Origin of the sequence: Streptomyces regalis (assembly GCF_001509475.1) — a bacterium.
Taxonomy (GTDB): Bacteria; Actinomycetota; Actinomycetes; order Streptomycetales; family Streptomycetaceae; genus Streptomyces; species Streptomyces regalis.
On the sequence record NZ_LLZG01000048.1, the window covers coordinates 1 to 19,192 of the forward strand.

Sequence of the window (19,192 nt, forward strand, 5' to 3'; positions counted from 1 at the left end):
GTGGCACCCGGGCCGGCCGGCCTGCCCCCGGGCATGCCGCTCCCCCCGCAGGCACCGGCCCCGCCCCCCGGTTACGGCCAGCCGACCCCGCCTCCGGGCTACGGCCAGCAGCCTCCCTACGGGCAGGCCCCGGGCCAGCAGGCCCCCTATGGAGCCCCGCAGAGCGCACCTCAAGGTGCTCCTCAAGGCGCACCTCAGGGCCCCGGCGTGGCCGCGGCGCTCCAGCAGTTCAAGGAGACGCCCACCGGCCAGCGCTGGACGCAGCAGAACAAGAAGATGGTCCGCGTCGACCTTGGCATCGGCGGCCACCCCGTGCTGGCCCGGCAGGGCAGCATGGTGCTCTACCAGGGCAAGGTCGACTTCAGCTACAAGGGCGCCGGGTTCGCCGGCCGGATCGCGGGCAACGCGACCGGCCAGGAGATGCAGCTGATGCGCTGTACCGGCCAGGGCCAGGTGTTCCTCGCCGAGAACTCCACGATGCTGCACCCCATCGAGCTCCAGGGCGACGGCATCTGCGTCTCCGCCGAGAACGTCCTAGCCTTCGACGAGAGCCTCCAGTACGAGATCCGCCGCATCGAGGGCCACGGCATTCCCGGCGGCGCGCTGTTCACGATGCAGTTCACCGGCACCGGCACGATCGTCGTGAAGACGCACGGCACGCCCGTGGTCCTCCCGGTCACGCCCACGACGTTCGCCGACGCCAACGCCGTGGTCGCCTGGTCGTCCGCCGCCCAGGTGGTCGTCTCCAGCCAGGTGCGCATGCGCCGCAACGCCTACCCCGGCGCCACCGGAGAGAGCGTCAACCTCCAGTTCCGGGCCGCTCCCGGCAACTTCATCGTCGTCCAGCCCTACGAGATCTGAGGGAGCCCGTCATGAACCAGCCGCTCGCGGGCTACGCCCCCGCACCCGTCACCGCCCGCATGGAGAACCACGGCAACCACATGCTGAAGGTCGCCATGCAGACCGGGAACGACCTCTTCGCGCGCGTGGGGTCGATGGTCGCCTACGAGGGCTTCGTGCAGTACGAGCCCAACCCGTCGGCCGTACGCCAGATCGCCAAGGACTGGATGACCGGCGAGGGCGCGCCCCTGATGAAGTGCACGGGGGACGGACTGCTCTACCTCGCCGACTACGGCGCCAATGTCGTCGTCATCAACCTCAACGGCGACGGCATCTCCGTCAACGCCACCAACCTGCTCGCCTTCGACGCCCACCTGACGTGGGGCGTCGAGCGGGTGAAGGGCCTGGCGAAGTTCGCCGGACAGGGCCTGTGGAACACCAAGATCTCCGGGCAGGGCTGGGTCGCGCTGACCTCCCGGGGCAAGCCGATCGTCGTCGACTGCGGCGGCGGCGAGGACGAGACGTACGTCGACCCGGACGCGCTCGTCGCCTGGTCGCCGAACCTCAAGGTGAAGGGCAAGCGCAGCTTCAAGGCGCAGTCGCTCATCGGCCGGGGCAGCGGCGAGGCCTACCAGATGGCCTTCTCCGGCCAGGGCATCGTCGTCGTCCAGCCCAGCGAGGACAGCACCGACCGTCTCCGGATCCGGGGCTGAGGGGGAGCCAGAAACGCCATGCAGAGCCCGATTTTCGCCTACAACGAGCAGCAGACCCAGGATCGCTGGAGCCTGCAGAACAAGCAGATGCTCCGCGTCACCCTGGAGGGCCACGACGACATCCTCGCCCGCAAGGGCACCATGGTCGCCTACCAGGGCATGGTCGAGTTCGACGCCGAGTACCAGAGCAACCAGCAGGGACGCGCGCGTGCGCACACCGGCGAGGGCCTCGACCTCATGCGCTGCCACGGGCAGGGCACGGTCTACCTCGCCAACCTCAAGCAGCACGTCCACGTGGTGGAGGTGGAGCAGGACGGGCTGACCGTCGACAGCAGCTATGTGCTGGCGATGGACTCCTCGCTGCACCACGACGTCATCGCCGTGGACAGCCTCTACGGCATCTCCGGCTCCGGGAAGTACCAGCTCAACATCACCGGCCGTGGCAAGGTCGCCCTGATGACCTCGGGCATGCCGCTGATGATGCAGGTGACGCCCGACAAGTACGTCAACTGCGACGCCGACGCGATCATCGCCTGGTCGACGAGTCTGCGCGTGCAGATGCAGGCCCAGACGCACTCCTCCGGGGTGTGGCGGCGCCGCGGCAACACCGGTGAGGGCTGGGAGCTCAGCTTCATGGGCAGCGGTTACGCGATCGTCCAGCCCAGCGAGCTGCTGCCGCCGCAGAACGCCCAGATCGGCTCGGGCCTCGCCGCGCAGTACGGCATGGGGCAGCAGGGGGCTCGGGGGCAGAACCAGGGCAACGTCTGGAGCTGAGTCGGCGTGACGACCGGTAAGGGGTGACCACAAAGGTGGTCACCCCTTACACGTTCACAGCCTGGCGCGCGTGCCCTCCAGCAGTCGTACGACCGACTCGTCGGCCACCTCCGGCACCTCGTCGTAGGCGAACCAGCGCACGTCCAGCGACTCCTCGCTGATCGCGTGCTCGGCGTCCCGCGGCGCCAGGACCGCGTACTGGACGTCGAAGTGGCAGTGGCACGGGGGCGGGATCGGGTGCCGGTCGAGGCGCACCGGGCCGCCCGGCAGCAGCGACAGGCCGTTGATGCCGGACTCCTCTGTGGCCTCTCGCAGCGCCGCGGCCGCCAGGGAGGCATCCTGCGCCTCGCAGTGGCCGCCCATCTGCAGCCACATGCGCAGCTTCTTGTGCAGGGTCAGCAGCACGCGCCCGCGCACCGGGTCGATCACCAGCGCGCTCGCCGTGATGTGTCCGTCCCCGCAGGCCTTCCACATGCCGTCCGGGTGCTCAGCGAGATGGTCCAGGTAGGCCTGGCGCAACTCCTCCTGGTCCTCGTATCCCTTGAGCACGAGGACCGCGTCGTCGTACAGGCTCACTCGGTGCCGTCGCCCTTGTCATCGTCGTTGGACTTGTCGTCCTTCTTCAGGTCCGCCTTCCCGGTGGAGCCGCCCGCCGCCTCGCCGAGCATCTTGTCCAGCTCGGAGAAGTCGATCTGCTCGCGGTGCACGAACCCGTCCGGGTCGTCGAGGTCGGTGGCCGTCGGCAGCATGTCCGGGTGGGCCCACAGGGCGTCCCGGCCGTCGACACCGCGCGCGTCGGTGAGCGAGGCCCACAGACGGGAGGCGTCGCGCAGGCGCCGCGGGCGCAGCTCGAGGCCGATCAGCGTGGCGAACGTCTGCTCCGCCGGGCCGCCCGAGGCGCGGCGGCGGCGCAGCGTTTCGCGCAGCGCGTCCGCGGACGACAGACGGGGCTTGGCGGCGGCGTGCACCACCGCGTCCACCCAGCCCTCGACGAGCGCCAGAGCCGTCTCCAGACGGGCCAGAGCCGCCTTCTGCTCCGGCGTGTCCTCCGGCTGGAACATGCCCTGCTGCAGCGCGTCCTGCAGTTGCTCCGGGTTCTGCGGGTCGAACTGGCCGACCACGTCCTCCAGCTTGGCCGTGTCGACCTTGATCCCGCGCGCGTAGCCTTCGACCGCACCGAACAGGTGCGAGCGCAGCCACGGCACGTGTGCGAACAGTCGCTGGTGGGCCGCCTCGCGCAGGGCGAGATACAGCCGCACCTCCTCCTTCGGCACGCCCAGGTCCTTGCCGAACGTCTCGATGTTCACCGGCAGCAGCGCGGCCTTGCCGGCCGGGCCGAGCGGCAGGCCGATGTCGGTGGAGCCGACGACCTCGCCCGCGAGCACGCCCACGGCCTGCCCGATCTGCGTGCCGAACATGGCGCCGCCCATCGAGCGCATCATGCCGATCAGCGGGCCGGCCATGGCCTGCATCTCCTCCGGTAGGACGTCGCCCATCGCGGTGCCGACCCGCTCGGCGACCGGGTCGACGAGCTCCTTCCAGGCCGGCAGGGTCGCCTCGACCCACTCCGCGCGGGACCACGCCACCGCGGAGCCCGCGCCGGACGGCAGGGACGTCGCGTCGTCGAGCCACAGGTCGGCCAGGCGTACGGCCTCCTCGACGGCGGTGCGCTCGGCAGGACCGACGCTCGCGTCCTTCGTGCCGTCCGCGGTGCCCTGGGAGACCGTCTGGCGGGCGATCTGCTTGGCCATGTCCCAGTTCACCGGGCCGCCCTCGTAGGAGAGCATCTGCCCCAGCTGCTGGAACGCGGCACCCAGGTCGGTGGGGTTCAGCGAGCCGAACATGGCAGCGAACGGATTGTCCGCGCCGGGGCCGCCAAAGCCCCCGGCACCGGGCAGCCCGCCGAAACCGAACGGGTTGGCCGGTCCCTGACCCCCGCCGCTCTGCTGGTCCTTCTTCTTGCCCTCGTCGCCGTCGTCCGGCTCCTCCGGCGGAAGGCCGAATCCGAATGGGGTGTCACTCACGGGATTCCTCGGCTGGTAAGGCCACCGGTTGCACCGGCGGCGCGGCTGCCCGATAACACCACCCAGCGTAGACACCACGAGCCGATCGGGCCTCGGTGCTTCGCCGACTCTTGGCCTGCGGCAGGATGGATGCCACCTGGTACGTACGCGTCACTCGCGTTCGTACTGAAGACAACCGCTGGAGACGCCCGGTGAGTTCCCCTGATCCGCAGGTTCGCGCAGCGCGAAACCAGTCAACCCCTCCTGCGCGCGGTGTGCGCGGGCCCGTCGTCGCGGTGACCGGTGCCGCGTCCGGCATCGGCGCGCTGCTGACCGAGCGGCTGGTCGCGTCGGACGAGGTCAAGCAGGTCATCGCCATCGACGAGCGGCGCGGTGAGTGCGCGGCGGCACAGTGGCACATCCTGGACGTGCGGGACCCGGCCATCGCGGACAAGCTACGGGGCGCCGACGTGGTCGTTCACCTGGCGCTCGATCTGGATCTGGAGACGGATCCCGCCGCCCGGACGGCCTACAACGTTCGGGGGACGCAGACCGTGCTGACGGCCGCGGCGGCGGCCGGCATCCACCGGGTCGTGCTGTGCACCTCCGCGATGGTCTACGGGGCGCTGCCGGACAACGAGCTGCCGTTGTCCGAGGACGCGGAGCTGCGGGCGACGGCGGAGGCCACCGGGGTCGGGGATCTGCTGGAGATCGAGCGCCTCGCGCGCAGGGCCCCTCGGGCCCACCCGGGACTTAATGTCACCGTGGTCCGGCCCGCGGTGCTCGTGGGCGGCACGGACACCGCGCTGACCAGGTACTTCGAGTCACCTCGGCTGCTTGTCGTCGCCGGGTCGCGGCCTGCCTGGCAGTTCTGTCATGTCGAGGATCTGTGCAGCGCCCTGGAGTACGCCGTCCTGGAGAAGGTCGAGGGGGAACTCGCCGTCGGATGTGACGGCTGGCTGGAACAGGAGGAGGTCGAGGAGCTCAGCGGGATCCGGCGGATGGAGCTGCCGTCCGCGGTCGCGCTGGGCGCGGCGGCCCGGCTGCACCGGATCGGGCTGACGCCCTCACCGGCCGGGGACCTGGCGTACACGATGTATCCCTGGGTGGTGAGCGGGAGCCGGCTCCATGACGCGGGATGGCGGCCGCAGTGGACCAACGAGGAAGTGCTCGCGGAACTGCTGGAGGAGGTCTCCGGACGGCACACGGTCGCGGGGCGTCGGTTGGGCCGGAAGGACGCGACTGCGGCGGGTGCTGCGGGGGCCACGGTGGCTCTGTTGGGCGCGGCTGCTGTGGTGCGGCGGGCCCGGAAGGCTCGGCGGCGGATCTGAGGGGTGCCGTGTGCCGGGTGGGCATCGGGGTTTCTCGCCCCCGCCGCCCTTACCCGTCCCCTCCCTGGGGGCTGCGCCCCAGACCCCCGCTCCGGGCCTCGTCCGCAAACGCCGGACGGGCTGACAGGCGAGAGGCAAGCAGCGATACCAGCGATGGGGCGGCCCTGTAGGAGGCTCCAAAACGTCACGCACGCGTGCCGGGCGATAACGCTATTCCCCCTGGTTCCGCGCGTGAGGCACGATGGACGCATGGCTACCACGAACGACCACCCCGGCGAGCAGGCCGCGCAGGATCCCATCAAGCTGATCGGCATCCGCGAGACGCCGCTCTCCGTGGACGAGGTCTTCGGGGCCGTCGGGGACGACGCCGCCGGCGGCATCGCGCTCTTCGTGGGGACCGTGCGGAACCACGACGGCGGTGCCGATGTCGACGAGCTCGGGTACTCGTGCCACCCCAGTGCCGAGGCCGAGATGCGGCGGATCGCCGAGAAGGTCGTCGCCGACCATCCGGTGCGTGCTCTCGCGGCCGTACATCGGGTCGGGGACCTCAAGGTCGGGGATCTGGCAGTCGTCGTCGCCGTCTCCTGTCCCCATCGCGGCGAAGCATTCGAGGCATGTCGGAAGCTGATCGACGATCTCAAGCACGAGGTGCCCATCTGGAAGCACCAGAAGTTCTCGGACGGAACCGAGGAGTGGGTCGGCGCCTGCTGAACCGGTCCCCCCGAACCCGTCCGTCCCACTCCGGTTGCGTAACCGCACCCCTGGCGTGAGCGTTGTCAGTGCCAGTGGTTAATCTGCTGATCAGTCAGTTTGCGGTCACTCATTGGGGATGGGAGGACGGCATGGCGGCGCTCGCCTGGTTGCTGATTCCGCTTGTGGTTGCGATCGGCGCCGGTCTGTGGGGCAGTTGGGCCAACCGGACCCGGAAGGCACGGAGCGACGGGCCGGAGCTCGACGGATATGCCCGGTTTCGCGCGGCCATGGAGAAGCCCCCCTCCCGCACCTGATCGCGGGGGCGGGTTCGCGGCCCTGAAGGGCATGGCCTCGGGCGGTGCGCTGTCGGACGGCCCTGACGGGGCGCTGACAGTGGTGTCACGTACTGTCTTGGCATGCCACGCCGCACCGCGACGATGCTCGCCTCCACCCTGATGCTGATCGCGCTTCTGTGCGCGGGAGTCTTCATCCCCGTGCCGTACTCGGAGATGTCCCCGGGGCCGACGGTGAACACCCTCGGGGAGCACGACGGCGAGCCGGTGCTGCAGATCTCCGGGCGCAAGACCTACGCGACGTCCGGGCATCTCAACATGACCACCGTCCGGGTCACCAGCGCCGACTACAGGATGAACCTCGTGGAGGCCGTTTACGGATGGCTCGCGCATGACAACAAGGTCGTGCCGCACGACACCCTCTATCCGGACGGCAAGACCGAGGAGCAGTCCACCCAGGAGAACGCCGAGGAGTTCAGCCAGTCCCAGGAGAGCGCCAAGGTCGCCGCCCTGAAGGAGCTGGACATCCCGGTGCAGAGCTGGGTGATCGTCTCGACCGTCGTCAAGGGAACCCCGGCCGAGGGCAAGCTGCACGCCGGTGACGTGATCAAGGCCGTCGACAGTACGATCGTGAAGGAACCGGCGGACGTCGCCAAGCTGGTCACCAAGCACAAGCCCGGTCAGGACGTCGTCTTCACCATCGTGCCGGCCAAGGAGCAGGCCGCCGCGGAGAAGGAGCGCAGGACGCCGACCAAGACCGAGAAGGTGACGATCAGGACCGCCGAGTCCGACGACAGCGCCGCGAAGCGCGCGATCGTCGGGATCTCCGCAGGAACCGACCACACCTTCCCGTTCACCATCGACATCAAGCTCGCCGACGTCGGCGGCCCCAGCGCGGGCCTCATGTTCGCGCTCGGGCTCTACGACAAGCTCACCCCCGGCAGCCTCACCGGTGGCAAGTTCGTCGCCGGCACCGGCACCATCGACGACGACGGCAAGGTCGGCCCCATCGGCGGCATCGAGATGAAGACCGTCGGCGCGCGCGAGAAGGGCGCCCAGTACTTCCTCACGCCCGCCGACAACTGCGCGACCGCCGCCAGGGACGTCCCCGAGGGACTCACCCTCGTCAAGGTCGACACCATCGGCGACGCCCTCGACGCCCTGAAGGACATCCGCTCCGGCGACACGGCCGACCTGCCGAAGTGCACGACCAAGGAGTGACAGAACAGACTCCGGTACGGCAGTGGTGCGCCCTTCACCTCAAGGGCGCACCACTGCCGTACAAGTCCTCGTCGCTCGTCGTCGGACCGGAAGACCTCAGTCCGCGAACGTCGCCGCCAGCGCCTCCGCCAGACCCGGGACCAGGTCCGGGCCGGTGAGGACCTCCGTCGGAGTGTCCTTCTCGCGCAGGCGCAGGGCCGACTCGCGGGCACCGTCACGCAGGACCGCGACCGTCATGCGGACCTCCTGACGGTCGGGGTGCTCCGCCACCCACTGCGTGAGCTTGGCCTCGCTCAGGCCCTGCGGAACCTGGGCCTCGGCGGACGGGGGCAGCATCAGCCGCTCGACGGTGAGCGCGCAGCCGACCACCGCGTCGGGCCAGGCGATCGTGCCGAGGAACTCGTCGAGCGCCTTGCCCGTTGGAAGTTCGTCCTGCTCGATCGGGGTCAGGCCGGAGGACTCCTGCTCGTCCCCCAGGCCGAGCTGGGCGGCGAGGCCGGGTTCCTGGGCCCGCAGCCGTGCGGTGTCTACGAGGGCGAAAAGGCGGGCGGGCTGGTCCCAGCCGAGGCCGGAGGCGTACTCGTCGATCTCGAGAACGGCCCGGGTGAGCGGGCTCGCCGCCATGGGAGTGTTGGACATGGTCACAATCCTGCCTCGTTCCTGGGCTGAATCGGGAACTGAGTAAACGGTGAGTAAGTTGCATAGATGTGGGCCCACGATCACGGGGGGCCACGGAGGGCCCACGAAGACGCGGGCCTGACGGACCTACAGCGAACCTCGGGGTGCGAACCTTGGCTTTCCAGATGCCGGACCGCGGCGGAGGCCCGACCGGGCCACGGATCAGAGTGGGCCGCCCGTCCCGGCGTGTCCGGACGCTGCTCATGACACTGGGCGTCCTCGCCGTCCTCGGCATGGTGTTCACCATGTTCGCGGGCTTCTGGACGGACTGGCTCTGGTACCGGTCGGTGAACTACTCGTCGGTGTTCACGACCACGCTGTGGACGAAAGTCGGGCTCTTCTTCGTCTTCGGTCTGCTGATGGCCCTCGCGGTCGGCTTCAACATCTGGCTGGCGCACCGGCTGCGCCCGCCGCTGAGCGCCATGTCGATGGAGCAGCAGAGCCTCGACCGCTACCGCATGGGCATCGCGCCGTACAAGAAGTGGCTGCTGCTGGCGATCACCGCCCTGGTCGGCCTGATCGCCGGTGCCTCCGCCTCCAGCCAGTGGCGGACCTGGCTCATGTGGGTCAACGGCGTGCCCTTCGGTGAGAAGGACCCGCAGTTCCACCTCGACGTCGGCTTCTACGCCTTCGACCTGCCCTGGTACCGGTTCCTGCTCGGCTTCGGCTTCGCCGCCGCGATCCTCTCCGTGATCGCTGCCGCGCTCACCCACTACCTGTACGGCGGGCTGCGTATCACCAGCCCGGGCGCGCGCGCCACGGCCGCGGCCACCGGCCATCTGTCGGTCCTCATCGGCATCTTCGTCGCCCTGAAGGCGGTCGCGTACTGGCTCGACCGGTACGGACTCGCGGTGAAGTCCAGCGACTTCAAGGCGACCGACAACTGGACCGGCCTGAGGTACGTCGACGCCAACGCCTACCTGCCGGCCAAGACGATCCTGTTCTGCATCGCCGTCATCTGCGCGCTGCTGTTCTTCGCCACCCTGTGGCGGCGCACCTGGCAGCTGCCCGTCATCGGCTTCGGCCTGATGGTGCTCTCGGCGATCCTCATCGGCGGCCTGTACCCCGCGATCGTCCAGAAGTTCCAGGTCCAGCCCAACGAGCAGGCCAAGGAAGCGCCGTACGTCGCGAAGAACCTCAAGGCGACGCGCGAGGCGTACGGCATCGACGGCACGCAGGTCACCGAGTACCCGGGCACGAGCCAGACCGAGGACAAGACCAAGCTGCGCGACGACGTGGACTCCGCGGCGAGCATCCGGATCCTGGACCCGAACATCGTCTCGCCGACGTTCCAGCAGCTCCAGCAGATCAGGAACTACTACGCGTTCCCGACCAACCTGGATGTCGACCGGTACACCAAGGACGGCAAGGACCAGGACACGGTCATCGGTCTGCGCGAGATCAACCTCAACGGCATTCCGAAGCGGAACTGGATCAACGACCACTTCCGCTACACCCACGGCTACGGCGTGGTCGCAGCCGAGGGCACCAACGCCGACTCCCAGGGCCGACCGGAATTCACCGAGTCCGACCTGCCGTCCAAGGGCGACCTCGGGACGTACGAGCAGCGGGTCTACTACGGCGAGAAGACCTCCATGTACTCGATCGTCGGCGGTCCCCAGAAGGAGATCGACTACTCCGACGACAGCGGCGAGAAGACCTACAGCTACAAGGCCGACAGCGGGGTCAGCCTCTCCAACGCGGTCAACCGGGCCGCGTACGCGGTGGCGTTCGGTGAGCCGCAGATCCTGTACTCCGGTGCGATCGGCGACGGTTCGCGCATCCTGTACAACCGCACGCCCAAGGAGCGCGTCGAGGCGGTCGCCCCGTGGCTGACCATCGACGGCGACGCCTACCCGGCGGTGGTGAACCACCGCATCCAGTGGATCGTCGACGCGTACACGACGACCAACGGATACCCGTACTCCTCGCGTACGACCCTCGGTGACACGACGGCCGACTCGCTGACCGCCAGCAACAACCAGCGGGCGGTAGTGGCCCAGCAGAACCAGGTCAACTACATCCGCAACTCGGTGAAGGCGACCGTCGACGCCTACACCGGCGAGGTCAAGCTCTACCAGTGGGACACCCAGGACCCGGTCCTGAAGACCTGGATGAAGGCCTTCCCGGGCACGGTGGAGTCCAAGAGCAAGATCTCCAAGGATCTGATGGCCCATCTGCGCTACCCGCAGGACCTGTTCAAGGTCCAGCGCGAGCTGCTCACCCGCTACCACGTGAAGGACGCCACGACGTTCCTCAGCGGCAGCGAGGTCTGGCAGGTGCCGGACGACCCGACCAACAAGTCGGGCAACGCGGTGCCGCCGTACTACCTGAGCATGAAGATGCCCGATCAGAAGGCGCAGGCGTTCTCGCTGACGACGACCCTCACACCGAGCGGCCGTGACAACCTCAGCGCGTTCATGGCCGTCGACGCCGAGGCGGGCACCAGTGACTACGGCAAGATCAGAATTCTGAAACTGCCGACCAACACCACCGTCAATGGACCCAGTCAGGTCCAGAGCCAGTTCAACTCCGAACAGAACATCGCCGAGACCATCAGGCTGCTGAGAGGCGGCGACTCGGAGGTCGAGTACGGCAACCTGCTGGCGGTCCCGCTCGACGGCGGACTGCTCTATGTGGAGCCGGTCTACGTACGCGGTGGCGGACTCAAGTACCCGCTGCTGCGGAAGGTGTTGGTGTCCTACGGCGGCACGACCGCCTTCGAGGACACGCTCGGCGAGGCCCTCAGCAAGGTCTTCGGAGCGGAGGGCCCGACCACCGAGCCACCGGACGAGGGCGACGAGGAGGGCGGCGGTACGACACCTCCGCCGACGTCCACCAACCCGACGGTCCAGGACGCGCTCAACGACGCCCAGAAGGCCTTCGAGGCCGGCCAGGAAGCCCTGAAGAAGGGCGACTGGGAGGCGTACGGCAAGTCGCAGGAGGACCTCGAGGAGGCGCTGCAGCGGGCCGAGGACGCGCAGGCTCAGGCGGACAAGACCGGCGGCGGTGACAGCGGTGGCAAGGGCGGCAGCAGTCCGAGCCCCAGTTCGAGTCCGAGCCCGTCCAGCAGTCCCACCAGCTCGTAGGGACGGCGACTGATCGAATAGCCCACCCCGCGCCGTGATACGGTTGCAGAACAACGGCGCGGGGTGGAGCAGCTCGGTAGCTCGCTGGGCTCATAACCCAGAGGTCGCAGGTTCAAATCCTGTCCCCGCTACTGAAGTCGACGAGTATTTCGTACGACAGCGAAGGCCCGGATCCTCCAAGGGATCCGGGCCTTTGTGGTGTGCGAACGCATGTGCCCGGGGGTGGGGCCGCCGCGCCGCCGTGGGGAGTTGGGAGAACTGTGTTTGACTTGTCTCTCTGTGGGCATGTCGACAAAACGCTGAAGTGACCTCACTGGCTGCGGTATACGAGGTGTACCCAGGTTGCAGGTGGTGCGACGATGGACGTTATGGGGGACAAGGCAACTCTGTTGGAGACAGGGCGGTTTGTGCAGCCTGCCGACTTTGTGCAGCCGACGGGCGATTTCGTGCAGCCGACGGACAGTGCCTCGCTGCCGGTGAGTGACCTCGCGCAGCAGGAGGGCGACTTCGCCTTCGACCGGCCGACCGACCGGGACGAGGCCCAGGACGCCGCCGAGGAGGCGCGGCAGCGGCTCGCCGCCGAGGCCGGTGACGCCGAGGCGATGAGCGTCCTCGGCGCCATGCTGCTGCGGCGCGGCGACCTCGACGGAGCCGAGCCCCATCTGCGTGCCGCCACCGCCGCCGGGGACCGGGCCGCCGCCAACAACCTGGGAGTCCTTCTTCACCAGCGTGGGTACGCCGACGAAGCTGCCGGATGGTGGCGGATCGCCGCCGTCGCGGGGTCGGCCGCGGCCGCGCACGCGCTGGGGCGCCATCACCGTGAGCGGGGCGACGAGCCCGCCGCCGAGTACTGGCTGCGGCAGTCCGCCGAGCAGGGACACGCGCTGGGCACATACGCGCTCGCCGACCTGCTGGAGCACCGCAGCGACAACGGGGCCGAGCAGTGGATGCGGGCCGCGGCCGAGCGCGGGCACCGGGAGGCGGCGTACCGGCTGGCGCGTGCGCTCGACCGGCAGGCGGGGCGTACGGGCGAGGACGGGCCCGACAGTGGTGTCGCGGCCGGCGAGCCGCTGCTGGACGAGGCCGAGCAGTGGTACCGGCAGGCCGCCGCGCGCGGCCACCGGCGAGCCGCGCTGCACCTCGGGGCGATCCTCGAGAGGCGCGGGGAGCTCAAGGAGGCCGGGCGCTGGTACCTGACGTCCGCCAAGGACGGAGAGGCCCGGGCCGCCTGCGCACTCGGGTTCCTGCTGCGGGACGCCGGGGACAGTGAGAGCGCCGCCGTGTGGTGGCTGCGGGCCGCGCAGGACGGCGACGGCAACGCAGCGAACGCGCTGGGCGCGCTGCATGCCGAGCGCGGAGAGACGCAGACCGCCGAGCGGTGGTACCGGGCCGCGATGGACGCCGGTGATGTGAACGGCGCGTACAACCTCGGACTGCTCTGCGCCGAGCAGGGGCGTACCGCACAGGCCGAGCAGTGGTACCGGCGGGCCGCGTACGCCGGGCACCGCGAGGCGGCCAACGCGCTGGCGATCCTGCTGCTGCAGGGCGGGGACACGACGGGTGCCGAGCCGTGGTTCTCCAAGGCCGCCGAGGCCGGGAGCGTGGACGCCGCGTTCAACCTGGGGATCCTGTACGCCGGGCGGGGCGAGGAGCGGGCCGCGTTGCGGTGGTACGAGCGTGCCGCTGCCGCCGGGCACACGGAGGCGGCACTGCAGGTCGGGATCGCTCGGCTGCGGGACGGGGACGAGCTCGCGGCGGAGCGGCATCTGCGGTGCGCGGCCGGGGCCGGCAGTGCGGAGGCCGCGTATCGGCTGGCGACCGTGCTGGACGCCCGGCGGCCGCCGGAGCCCGCGCATGAGCTCGGGGAGCCGGCGCACGAGAAGACCGAGTGCGAGGAGTGGTACGAGCGGGCGGCTTCCCAGGGGCACCGGCGCGCGCAGGTGCGGGTGGGGATGCTTGCCGCTGCCCGCGGGGACGTGGTGGAGGCGGCCCGGTGGTACCGGGAGGCCGCCGAGGCCGGATCGCGGAACGGGGCGTTCAATCTGGGGCTGCTGCTCGCCCGGGAGGGGAGTGAGCCGGAGGCGGCGGTGTGGTGGACGCGGGCGGCTGACGCCGGGCATGGGCGGTCGGCGCTGCGGCTGGCCCTGGTCTACGCGCGTCGCGGGGAGCTGGCGGAGGGACAGCGGTGGGCTGATCGGGCGGTGCGCCTGGGGCCGGCGGAGGTAGCGGAGCGGGCTGCGCGGTTGCGGGATGCCCTGCGGGAGGAGCTTTCGGCGTGACGTTGCGGTGAGGGCGTTTCTGGGTGCCGGGCGCTGCGGCCGGCACCGCGGTGTTTCGCCCCCGGCAGCGATCGCCGACCAGCGATTTGCTTCTGTCTGCATCCTTGACGTAATGTTGCATTCATCGACGCGGGGTGGAGCAGCTCGGTAGCTCGCTGGGCTCATAACCCAGAGGTCGCAGGTTCAAATCCTGTCCCCGCTACTGAAGGCCTAGGGCCGGGATCCCAACGGATCCCGGCCCTAGGTGTTTTTGGTGTGTGCTTCAGGGCATGTGGCCCACCGCCTCCTCGTACAGCGTGCGGTTCACCGTCCGTGACTCCGGTAGCGGGCTTCCCTCCGCCACACCCTGGGCCTCGTAGGCCGACTTCAGGAGTGTGGCCAGGTAGGTGACGAAGCTCGCATCCTGCTTGTAGTCCGATGCGAGGTACGAGTTCAGCGTGCGGATGTAGGCCCTGAGCAGTGCCACGCCCGCGTCCATGTCGTCCTGCAGCAGTGCGCGGCCGTAGAGCATGCCGCCCAGCGGTTCGCCCTGCGGCTGACCGCCCAGGAAGGCGTACCCCTGCTTGCCGGCCACCTTGCGCCAGACCGGATCCAGGAGCCACGCCGAGTCGACGCCGCCGTGCTGCAGGGCCGTGAGGACATCGGCCGAGCCCAGCTGCTGGTACTGGATCTCGGCCAGGCCGCCGCCGTGCTGCTCCAGTGCTTTCGCCATGGGGTACGCGATGACCGACCCCTTGCCGATCATCGTGCCCAGCCTGCGGCCCGCCATGGTGACGTGGCTCGCACTCTCGCCCACAGGGCGTCGATGTCCCCCTTGGCCAGCAGGGGGAGGGCGTCCGGGGTCGGGAGGACCTTCAGCTCGACGTCCAGGCCCTCCTTCTTGAACTTGCCCTTGTCGAGCGCGACTTGCAGCGGCGCCACATACTCGGCGCTCAGTGTTCCCGTCGCGATCGTCAGCTCGCGGGGCTCGGACAGAGGCTGTGGGGGAGGGGCTCCGGGGCGGCAGCAGGCCGGGGTTCGGTTCGGGGAGAGGTCCTTCGGGTCCGTCCAGGCCTTCGTGCCGCAGCCCTCGACCGGGCGAACGGTGCGATGTCCCGCGGCTGCCTTCGACGAGGCGTCCGACTCGTGCGGCGGTGAGCAGGCCGCCGACGCCAGCAGTGCTCCCGCGGCGAGGGCGACGGCGTATGCGTGTGTCCTCCTGCTCATGACTGGCCCCTTCCTCGGTCCTTCGGTGCCCACGGGGTGAGCAGGCGTCCGGCGAAGCGGATCAGTTCGGAGAAGAGCACTCCCAGGACCGCGACGCAGACGATGCCGACGAACATCACGTCGTTCTGGAACAGCGCGCGCGAGTCGAAGATCAGATGGCCCAGGCCGTTGGTCGCGGCGATCCGCTCCGACGATGACCAGAACCGCCACGCCCGCCGCGATGCGCGCGCCCACCAGGACCGACGGCAAAGACGCCGGGAGCAGCAAGTGGCGGAACATCTGCCATCGCGAGGCGCCGAAGACCTGGCCCGCGTCGCGGTGGCCGGAGGGGATGGACATGACCGCGGACATGGTGGAGATCCAGACGAAGAAGAACACCGTCGCCGCCACCAGCGCCACCTGCGGGCCCTCGCCCAGGCCGAACATGTTCAGGAAGATGGGCAGCAGGGCCAGTTTCGGTACGACCTACAGCGCGGCCAGGAGGGGTTCCAGAGCCGCTCGTACCAGGGACAGGGACCCCATCAGCAGGCCCAGGCGCCCGGTCCCAGCCATCGGCGACGATCGTGGACGGGGCGGGGTAGACCCGGTCGTCGATCCATGCCTGGGCTGCGGCCAGTTGCCACAGCAGGATCAGGAAGAGGGGTACGGCCAGCGCCGGCGCCAGCTCCAGTGCGTGCCTGCGGCGGTGGGTGCGGGCCGGGTGGAGCTGCGGGCCCGGGCGGCGGACCAGAACCGACTCGGCGGGCGGCTTCGTGAGTGTCGTCATGCCGGTGCCGCCTCCTTCCGCAGCAGGTCCCACAGCTCGCTCTTCAGCGCCGTGAACTCGGGTGTGGCGCGTATGTCGCCGGTGCGGGCGCGGGAAGGGCGGGCGGTGCTCGGCGATGATCCGGCCCGGGCGGGCGGACATCACCAGCACCCGGTCGCCGAGGACGATGGCCTCCTCCAGGCTGTGGGTGATGAAGAGCGTGGTCGTCCGCAGCGACTGGGTGATGTCCAGGAGTTCGTCCTGGAGGATCGTGCGGAGCTGGGCGTCGAGCGCGGCTGGGGGCACCTCCCACGCCCGTTCAGGGCAGTGGGGGAGGTTCGTCCATCAGCAGGAGTTCGGGCTGCACGGCCAGCGCCCGGGCGATCGCCACGCGCTGGCGCATGCCGCCGGAGAGGGTGGCTGGGTAGGCGTCCGCGAAGTCCGACAGGCCCATGCGGGCCAGCCAGTCGTCGGCGCGGCCGTTCGCCTCGTGGCGGGGGCGCGTTGGATGTCCAGGCCGAAGCGGACGTTCGCGCGGACGGTCTTCCAGTCGTAGATGCCGTAGTCCTGGAAGATCATGGCCGCCGGGCGTGCGCTCGATGCGCGGATCTCCAGCGTGCCGGTGCTCGGGCGGAGCAGGCCCGCGGCGATGCGCAGCAGCGTGGACTTGCCGCAGCCGGAGGGGCCGACGACACAGACGAACTCGCCGGGGGCGACGGTCAGTTCGAGCGGGCCGAGGGCGTCGACCGTGTGGGGGGTTCGGCCGAAGGTGCGGGTCAGGTCGGTGGCTTCGAGTTTCGGATCACTCGCTTCGCGGTCTTGATACGGCTCTCCCACGGGGGCTCCTCGCGGAGTGCGGTACGGACTGGTGGGTGCCGTCGACGATGTGACGGACCGTGATATGACGGACTGTCAGATAGGGAAGGTCGCCCGCAGGGGTCGTGTCCGAGGGCTGTTCCGAAGGTTGTACGCAGCACGAAGCCCCGGCACTTCATTGGTGCCGGGGCGTGGAGGAGTCGCGGGGCTATGCCTTCGCGCAGTTCGGGCAGATGCCGCGGTACGTCACCTCGACGTCCGAGACCGTGAAGCCGAAGCGCTCGGAGTCGGGGAGGTCGGCCATCGGGTTGCCCGTCGGGTGGACGTCCCGGATCGAGCCGCACTGGGCGCAGACCAGGTGGTGGTGGGGCCGGTGGGCGTTCGGGTCGTACCGCTTCGCGCGCTTGTCGGTGGAGACCTCGAGCACCTCGCCGAGGGTGACCAGCTCGCCCAGCGTGTTGTAGACGGTCGCCCGGGAGATCTCGGGCAGCTTGGCGACAGCCCGCGCGTGCACCTCGTCGGCCGTCAGGTGGACGTGATCGCCGGCGAGGACCTCGGCCACGACGCGCCGCTGCGCGGTCATCCGCCATCCGCGTCCGCGCAGCCGTTCCAGAAGGTCACTCATGGGTAACACCTTAACAGCACGGAGCCTAGGTTCCGAATGGATGTGACTTTGGAGCTCCTTTTGATTTGGACGAAGTCCAGTATAGGCGAGGCCGGCTTTGACTGCGGATCGCTTGCCTTGGTGGACGGGCCGGGTTCCTTCGGCGACCCGGCCCGTTTTGCGTGCCGTCTTCCTGGCTAGGCCGGTACGTGCTGTCGTGCGGGTGCCCAGCAGCGGATGATGTCGCGGACCGAGACGATGCCGACGGGCTCGTCGTGGTCCAGGACGATCAGATGGCGGAAGCCGCCGTGCGCCATGGCGCGGGCCGCCTCCTCCAGGGTCCACGACGGGGCGGCGAACACGACGTCGTTGGTGGTGTGGTCGTGGGTGCGTTCGCTGTCCGGGTTCTGTCCGAGGCCGACGGAGTTGAGGATGTCGCGTTCGGTGAGGATGCCGATACCGCCCGCGTCGGGGTCGTGGACCACGGCCGCGCCGACCCGGCGGGCGGACATCAGCGCAGCGGCCTGGCGAAGGGTGTGGGTGGGACCGATGGTGAGGACCACGGTGCTCATGGCGTCACGTACGAGCATGGATGGAGCCACCTCCTGGTGTTCCCCCGCCGCTGTCTCAACGGCTTTGTTCGTGGTTTCACAAGTTCACAAGTGGGGGGACTCTCAGGGTTGCAGGTAAAGCACGGGTCAACAAGGGGGCGCGTGCGGCTGGTACGGGGCGTGACGGGCGCGTCAGTAGCGCTCGTTGAGGTACCCGAGGAATTCGTCGTGCAGGAGGCCGTTCGAGGCTGCTGCGTTTCCGCTGTGCGGGCCGGGGCGGCCGTCGAGGCCGGTGAAGGTGCCGCCGGCTTCGGTGACGATGATCGCGGTGGCGGCCATGTCCCACAGTGACAGCTCGGGCTCGGCGCAGAGGTCCACGGAGCCCTCGGCGACCATCATGTAGGGCCAGAAGTCGCCGTACGCGCGCGTGCGCCACACCTCGCGGGTCAGGTCGAGGAAGCCGCCCAGCCGGCCCTGGTCCTCCCACCCGCTGAGCGAGGAGTACGCGAATGAGGCGTCCGTCAGCTTCGAGACGCGGGAGACCTGCAGACGGGTCGCGGAGGAGAGGCTACGGCCGCTGAAGGCGCCGTGCCCCTTGGCGCCCCACCAGCGGCGGCCGAGCGCGGGGGCGGAGACGACGCCCACGACCGGCTGGTAGCCGCCCTCGCCGGCCTCCATCAGGGCGATGAGGGTGGCCCAGACCGGGACGCCGCGTACGTAGTTCTTGGTGCCGTCGATCGGGTCGATCACCCAGCGGCGGGGGCCGGTGCCCTCGACGCCGTACTCCTCACCGAGAATCGCGTCTCTCGGCCGGGCTCGCTGCAACTGCCCCCGGATCAGCTCCTCGGCAGCCTTGTCCGCCTCGCTCACCGGGGTCATGTCCGGCTTTGTCTCGACCTTGAGGTCGAGCGCCTTGAAGCGGGCCATGGTGGCGGCGTCGGCGGCGTCCGCGAGGACGTGGGCGAGGCGGAGATCGTCGAGGTAGTCCGGCATGGGACGAACCGTATCTGCCGTGGTCGGGCTGGGGCTACTGGGCCGGGTGACTGCGTCGGCTGGGCCGGGTCACGGGTTCCGTCCGCTTGGTGGGTTGCGCGGCGTGGGGGCTGGGCGGGGGTGGGTCGCGCGAGGTGACTGCGTCGGCTGGGCCCAGTCACAGGTACCGCCCGTTTGCCGGGTTGCGCGGCGTTGTGGCTGGGCGGGGGTGGGTCGCGCGGCCCGGCGCTGGCGGGGTGCCGCCCGCGCCCACCCGTGCCGCCCCAGCGGCACGACTGCCCGCGGTTGGGGCGGGCGGACGGGGTACCCCCCCCGCGGCCCCGAGCCACGACGAAACCGCAGGCGCTACGCAAACCCCCACCC

15 protein-coding genes, 2 tRNA genes and 3 pseudogenes are annotated in these 19,192 nt (G+C 69.8%); 11 read left to right on the plus strand and 9 right to left on the minus strand.

The features are described from left to right. The 3 genes from ADL12_RS09420 to ADL12_RS09430 form a co-directional block, all read left to right on the plus strand. The coding region (locus tag ADL12_RS09420) for an AIM24 family protein (RefSeq protein ID WP_167364392.1) at positions 1-861 on the plus strand (861 nt) is incomplete at its 5' end. 11 nt (positions 862-872) lie between these two features. After that, positions 873-1,553, plus strand: coding sequence for an AIM24 family protein (locus ADL12_RS09425; protein WP_062700504.1), 681 nt, complete (start codon positions 873-875; stop codon positions 1,551-1,553). 18 nt (positions 1,554-1,571) lie between these two features. Next, entirely contained in the window at positions 1,572-2,327 is a 756-nt protein-coding gene (locus ADL12_RS09430; protein ID WP_062700506.1) for an AIM24 family protein, read from the plus strand. A 54-nt stretch (positions 2,328-2,381) separates the two neighbouring features. Here ADL12_RS09430 and ADL12_RS09435 read toward each other — a convergent pair whose 3' ends face one another. Next, entirely contained in the window at positions 2,382-2,903 is a 522-nt protein-coding gene (locus tag ADL12_RS09435) for an NUDIX hydrolase (protein ID WP_062700508.1), read from the minus strand. Further along, positions 2,900-4,351 (minus strand): zinc-dependent metalloprotease, encoded by a 1,452-nt coding sequence (locus ADL12_RS09440; RefSeq protein WP_062700510.1) that lies wholly within the window; start codon positions 4,349-4,351, stop codon positions 2,900-2,902. Before ADL12_RS09440 ends, ADL12_RS09435 begins: the two co-directional genes overlap by 4 nt. 191 nt (positions 4,352-4,542) lie before the next feature. On the opposite strand from ADL12_RS09440, the gene ADL12_RS09445 reads away from it, so the two are divergent. The 4 genes from ADL12_RS09445 to ADL12_RS09455 all read left to right on the plus strand — a co-directional run bounded on the left by ADL12_RS09445 (position 4,543) and on the right by ADL12_RS09455 (position 7,868). Further along, on the plus strand, positions 4,543-5,661 hold the full coding sequence (locus ADL12_RS09445; RefSeq protein ID WP_062700512.1) for an SDR family oxidoreductase: 1,119 nt from the start codon (positions 4,543-4,545) through the stop codon (positions 5,659-5,661). Positions 5,662-5,910: 249 nt separating this feature from the next. After that, positions 5,911-6,372, plus strand: coding sequence for a molybdenum cofactor biosynthesis protein MoaE (locus ADL12_RS09450; protein ID WP_062700514.1), 462 nt, complete (start codon positions 5,911-5,913; stop codon positions 6,370-6,372). A gap of 131 nt (positions 6,373-6,503) precedes the next feature. After that, positions 6,504-6,668, plus strand: a complete 165-nt coding sequence (locus ADL12_RS54910) for a hypothetical protein (protein WP_167364393.1) — start codon at positions 6,504-6,506, stop codon at positions 6,666-6,668. Between the two features lie 102 nt (positions 6,669-6,770). Continuing rightward, positions 6,771-7,868 carry a YlbL family protein gene (locus ADL12_RS09455; RefSeq protein WP_062700516.1) on the plus strand — a complete coding sequence of 366 codons (1,098 nt, stop codon included), beginning with the start codon at positions 6,771-6,773 and terminating at the stop codon, positions 7,866-7,868. A gap of 96 nt (positions 7,869-7,964) precedes the next feature. On the opposite strand, the gene ADL12_RS09460 is transcribed toward ADL12_RS09455, so the two are convergent. Beyond that, a complete protein-coding gene (locus ADL12_RS09460; RefSeq protein ID WP_062700530.1) occupies positions 7,965-8,507 on the minus strand; it encodes a PPA1309 family protein in 543 nt (180 codons plus the stop codon). 164 nt (positions 8,508-8,671) lie between these two features. Between ADL12_RS09460 and ADL12_RS09465 the strand changes: the two genes are divergently transcribed. From ADL12_RS09465 to ADL12_RS09480, 4 genes are all read left to right on the plus strand, one after another. Continuing rightward, positions 8,672-11,635, plus strand: coding sequence for a UPF0182 family membrane protein (locus ADL12_RS09465; protein WP_079051940.1), 2,964 nt, complete (start codon positions 8,672-8,674; stop codon positions 11,633-11,635). Between the two features lie 57 nt (positions 11,636-11,692). Then, a tRNA-Met gene (locus tag ADL12_RS09470) sits at positions 11,693-11,766 on the plus strand. 228 nt (positions 11,767-11,994) lie between these two features. After that, positions 11,995-13,914, plus strand: a complete 1,920-nt coding sequence (locus tag ADL12_RS09475) for a tetratricopeptide repeat protein (RefSeq protein ID WP_079051941.1) — start codon at positions 11,995-11,997, stop codon at positions 13,912-13,914. Between the two features lie 128 nt (positions 13,915-14,042). Continuing rightward, positions 14,043-14,116, plus strand: a tRNA-Met gene (locus tag ADL12_RS09480). Between the two features lie 60 nt (positions 14,117-14,176). Here the strand turns inward: ADL12_RS09480 and ADL12_RS09485 are convergent. From ADL12_RS09485 to hisN, 6 genes and pseudogenes are all read right to left on the minus strand, one after another. Then, positions 14,177-15,120, minus strand: a pseudogene (locus ADL12_RS09485) (ABC transporter substrate-binding protein). Beyond that, a pseudogene (locus ADL12_RS09490) lies at positions 15,117-15,886 on the minus strand (ABC transporter permease). Before ADL12_RS09490 ends, ADL12_RS09485 begins: the two co-directional pseudogenes overlap by 4 nt. Further along, positions 15,883-16,702, minus strand: a pseudogene (locus tag ADL12_RS09495) (ABC transporter ATP-binding protein). The pseudogenes ADL12_RS09490 and ADL12_RS09495 overlap by 4 nt, the downstream one beginning before the upstream one ends. A 187-nt stretch (positions 16,703-16,889) precedes the next feature. Continuing rightward, positions 16,890-17,306 carry a Fur family transcriptional regulator gene (locus ADL12_RS09500; protein ID WP_062700520.1) on the minus strand — a complete coding sequence of 139 codons (417 nt, stop codon included), beginning with the start codon at positions 17,304-17,306 and terminating at the stop codon, positions 16,890-16,892. 176 nt (positions 17,307-17,482) lie between these two features. Beyond that, positions 17,483-17,875, minus strand: coding sequence for a CBS domain-containing protein (locus ADL12_RS09505; RefSeq protein ID WP_062700522.1), 393 nt, complete (start codon positions 17,873-17,875; stop codon positions 17,483-17,485). Positions 17,876-18,028: 153 nt separating this feature from the next. Continuing rightward, the gene (gene hisN, locus ADL12_RS09510; RefSeq protein ID WP_062700524.1) at positions 18,029-18,829 is read right to left on the minus strand and encodes a histidinol-phosphatase; all 801 of its coding nucleotides are present in this window, start codon (positions 18,827-18,829) and stop codon (positions 18,029-18,031) included. Positions 18,830-19,192: the final 363 nt, after the last annotated feature.

Coding starts and splice junctions, on each gene's coding strand:
- ADL12_RS09425 (WP_062700504.1), top strand. CDS start 873: ATGAACCAGCCGCTCGCGGGCTACGCCCCCGCACCCGTCACCGCCCGC.
- ADL12_RS09430 (WP_062700506.1), top strand. CDS start 1,572: ATGCAGAGCCCGATTTTCGCCTACAACGAGCAGCAGACCCAGGATCGC.
- ADL12_RS09450 (WP_062700514.1), top strand. CDS start 5,911: ATGGCTACCACGAACGACCACCCCGGCGAGCAGGCCGCGCAGGATCCC.
- ADL12_RS54910 (WP_167364393.1), top strand. CDS start 6,504: ATGGCGGCGCTCGCCTGGTTGCTGATTCCGCTTGTGGTTGCGATCGGC.
- ADL12_RS09455 (WP_062700516.1), top strand. CDS start 6,771: ATGCCACGCCGCACCGCGACGATGCTCGCCTCCACCCTGATGCTGATC.
- ADL12_RS09460 (WP_062700530.1), bottom strand. CDS start 8,507: ATGTCCAACACTCCCATGGCGGCGAGCCCGCTCACCCGGGCCGTTCTC.
- ADL12_RS09465 (WP_079051940.1), top strand. CDS start 8,672: ATGCCGGACCGCGGCGGAGGCCCGACCGGGCCACGGATCAGAGTGGGC.
- ADL12_RS09475 (WP_079051941.1), top strand. CDS start 11,995: ATGGACGTTATGGGGGACAAGGCAACTCTGTTGGAGACAGGGCGGTTT.
- ADL12_RS09500 (WP_062700520.1), bottom strand. CDS start 17,306: ATGAGTGACCTTCTGGAACGGCTGCGCGGACGCGGATGGCGGATGACC.
- ADL12_RS09505 (WP_062700522.1), bottom strand. CDS start 17,875: ATGCTCGTACGTGACGCCATGAGCACCGTGGTCCTCACCATCGGTCCC.
- hisN (WP_062700524.1), bottom strand. CDS start 18,829: ATGCCGGACTACCTCGACGATCTCCGCCTCGCCCACGTCCTCGCGGAC.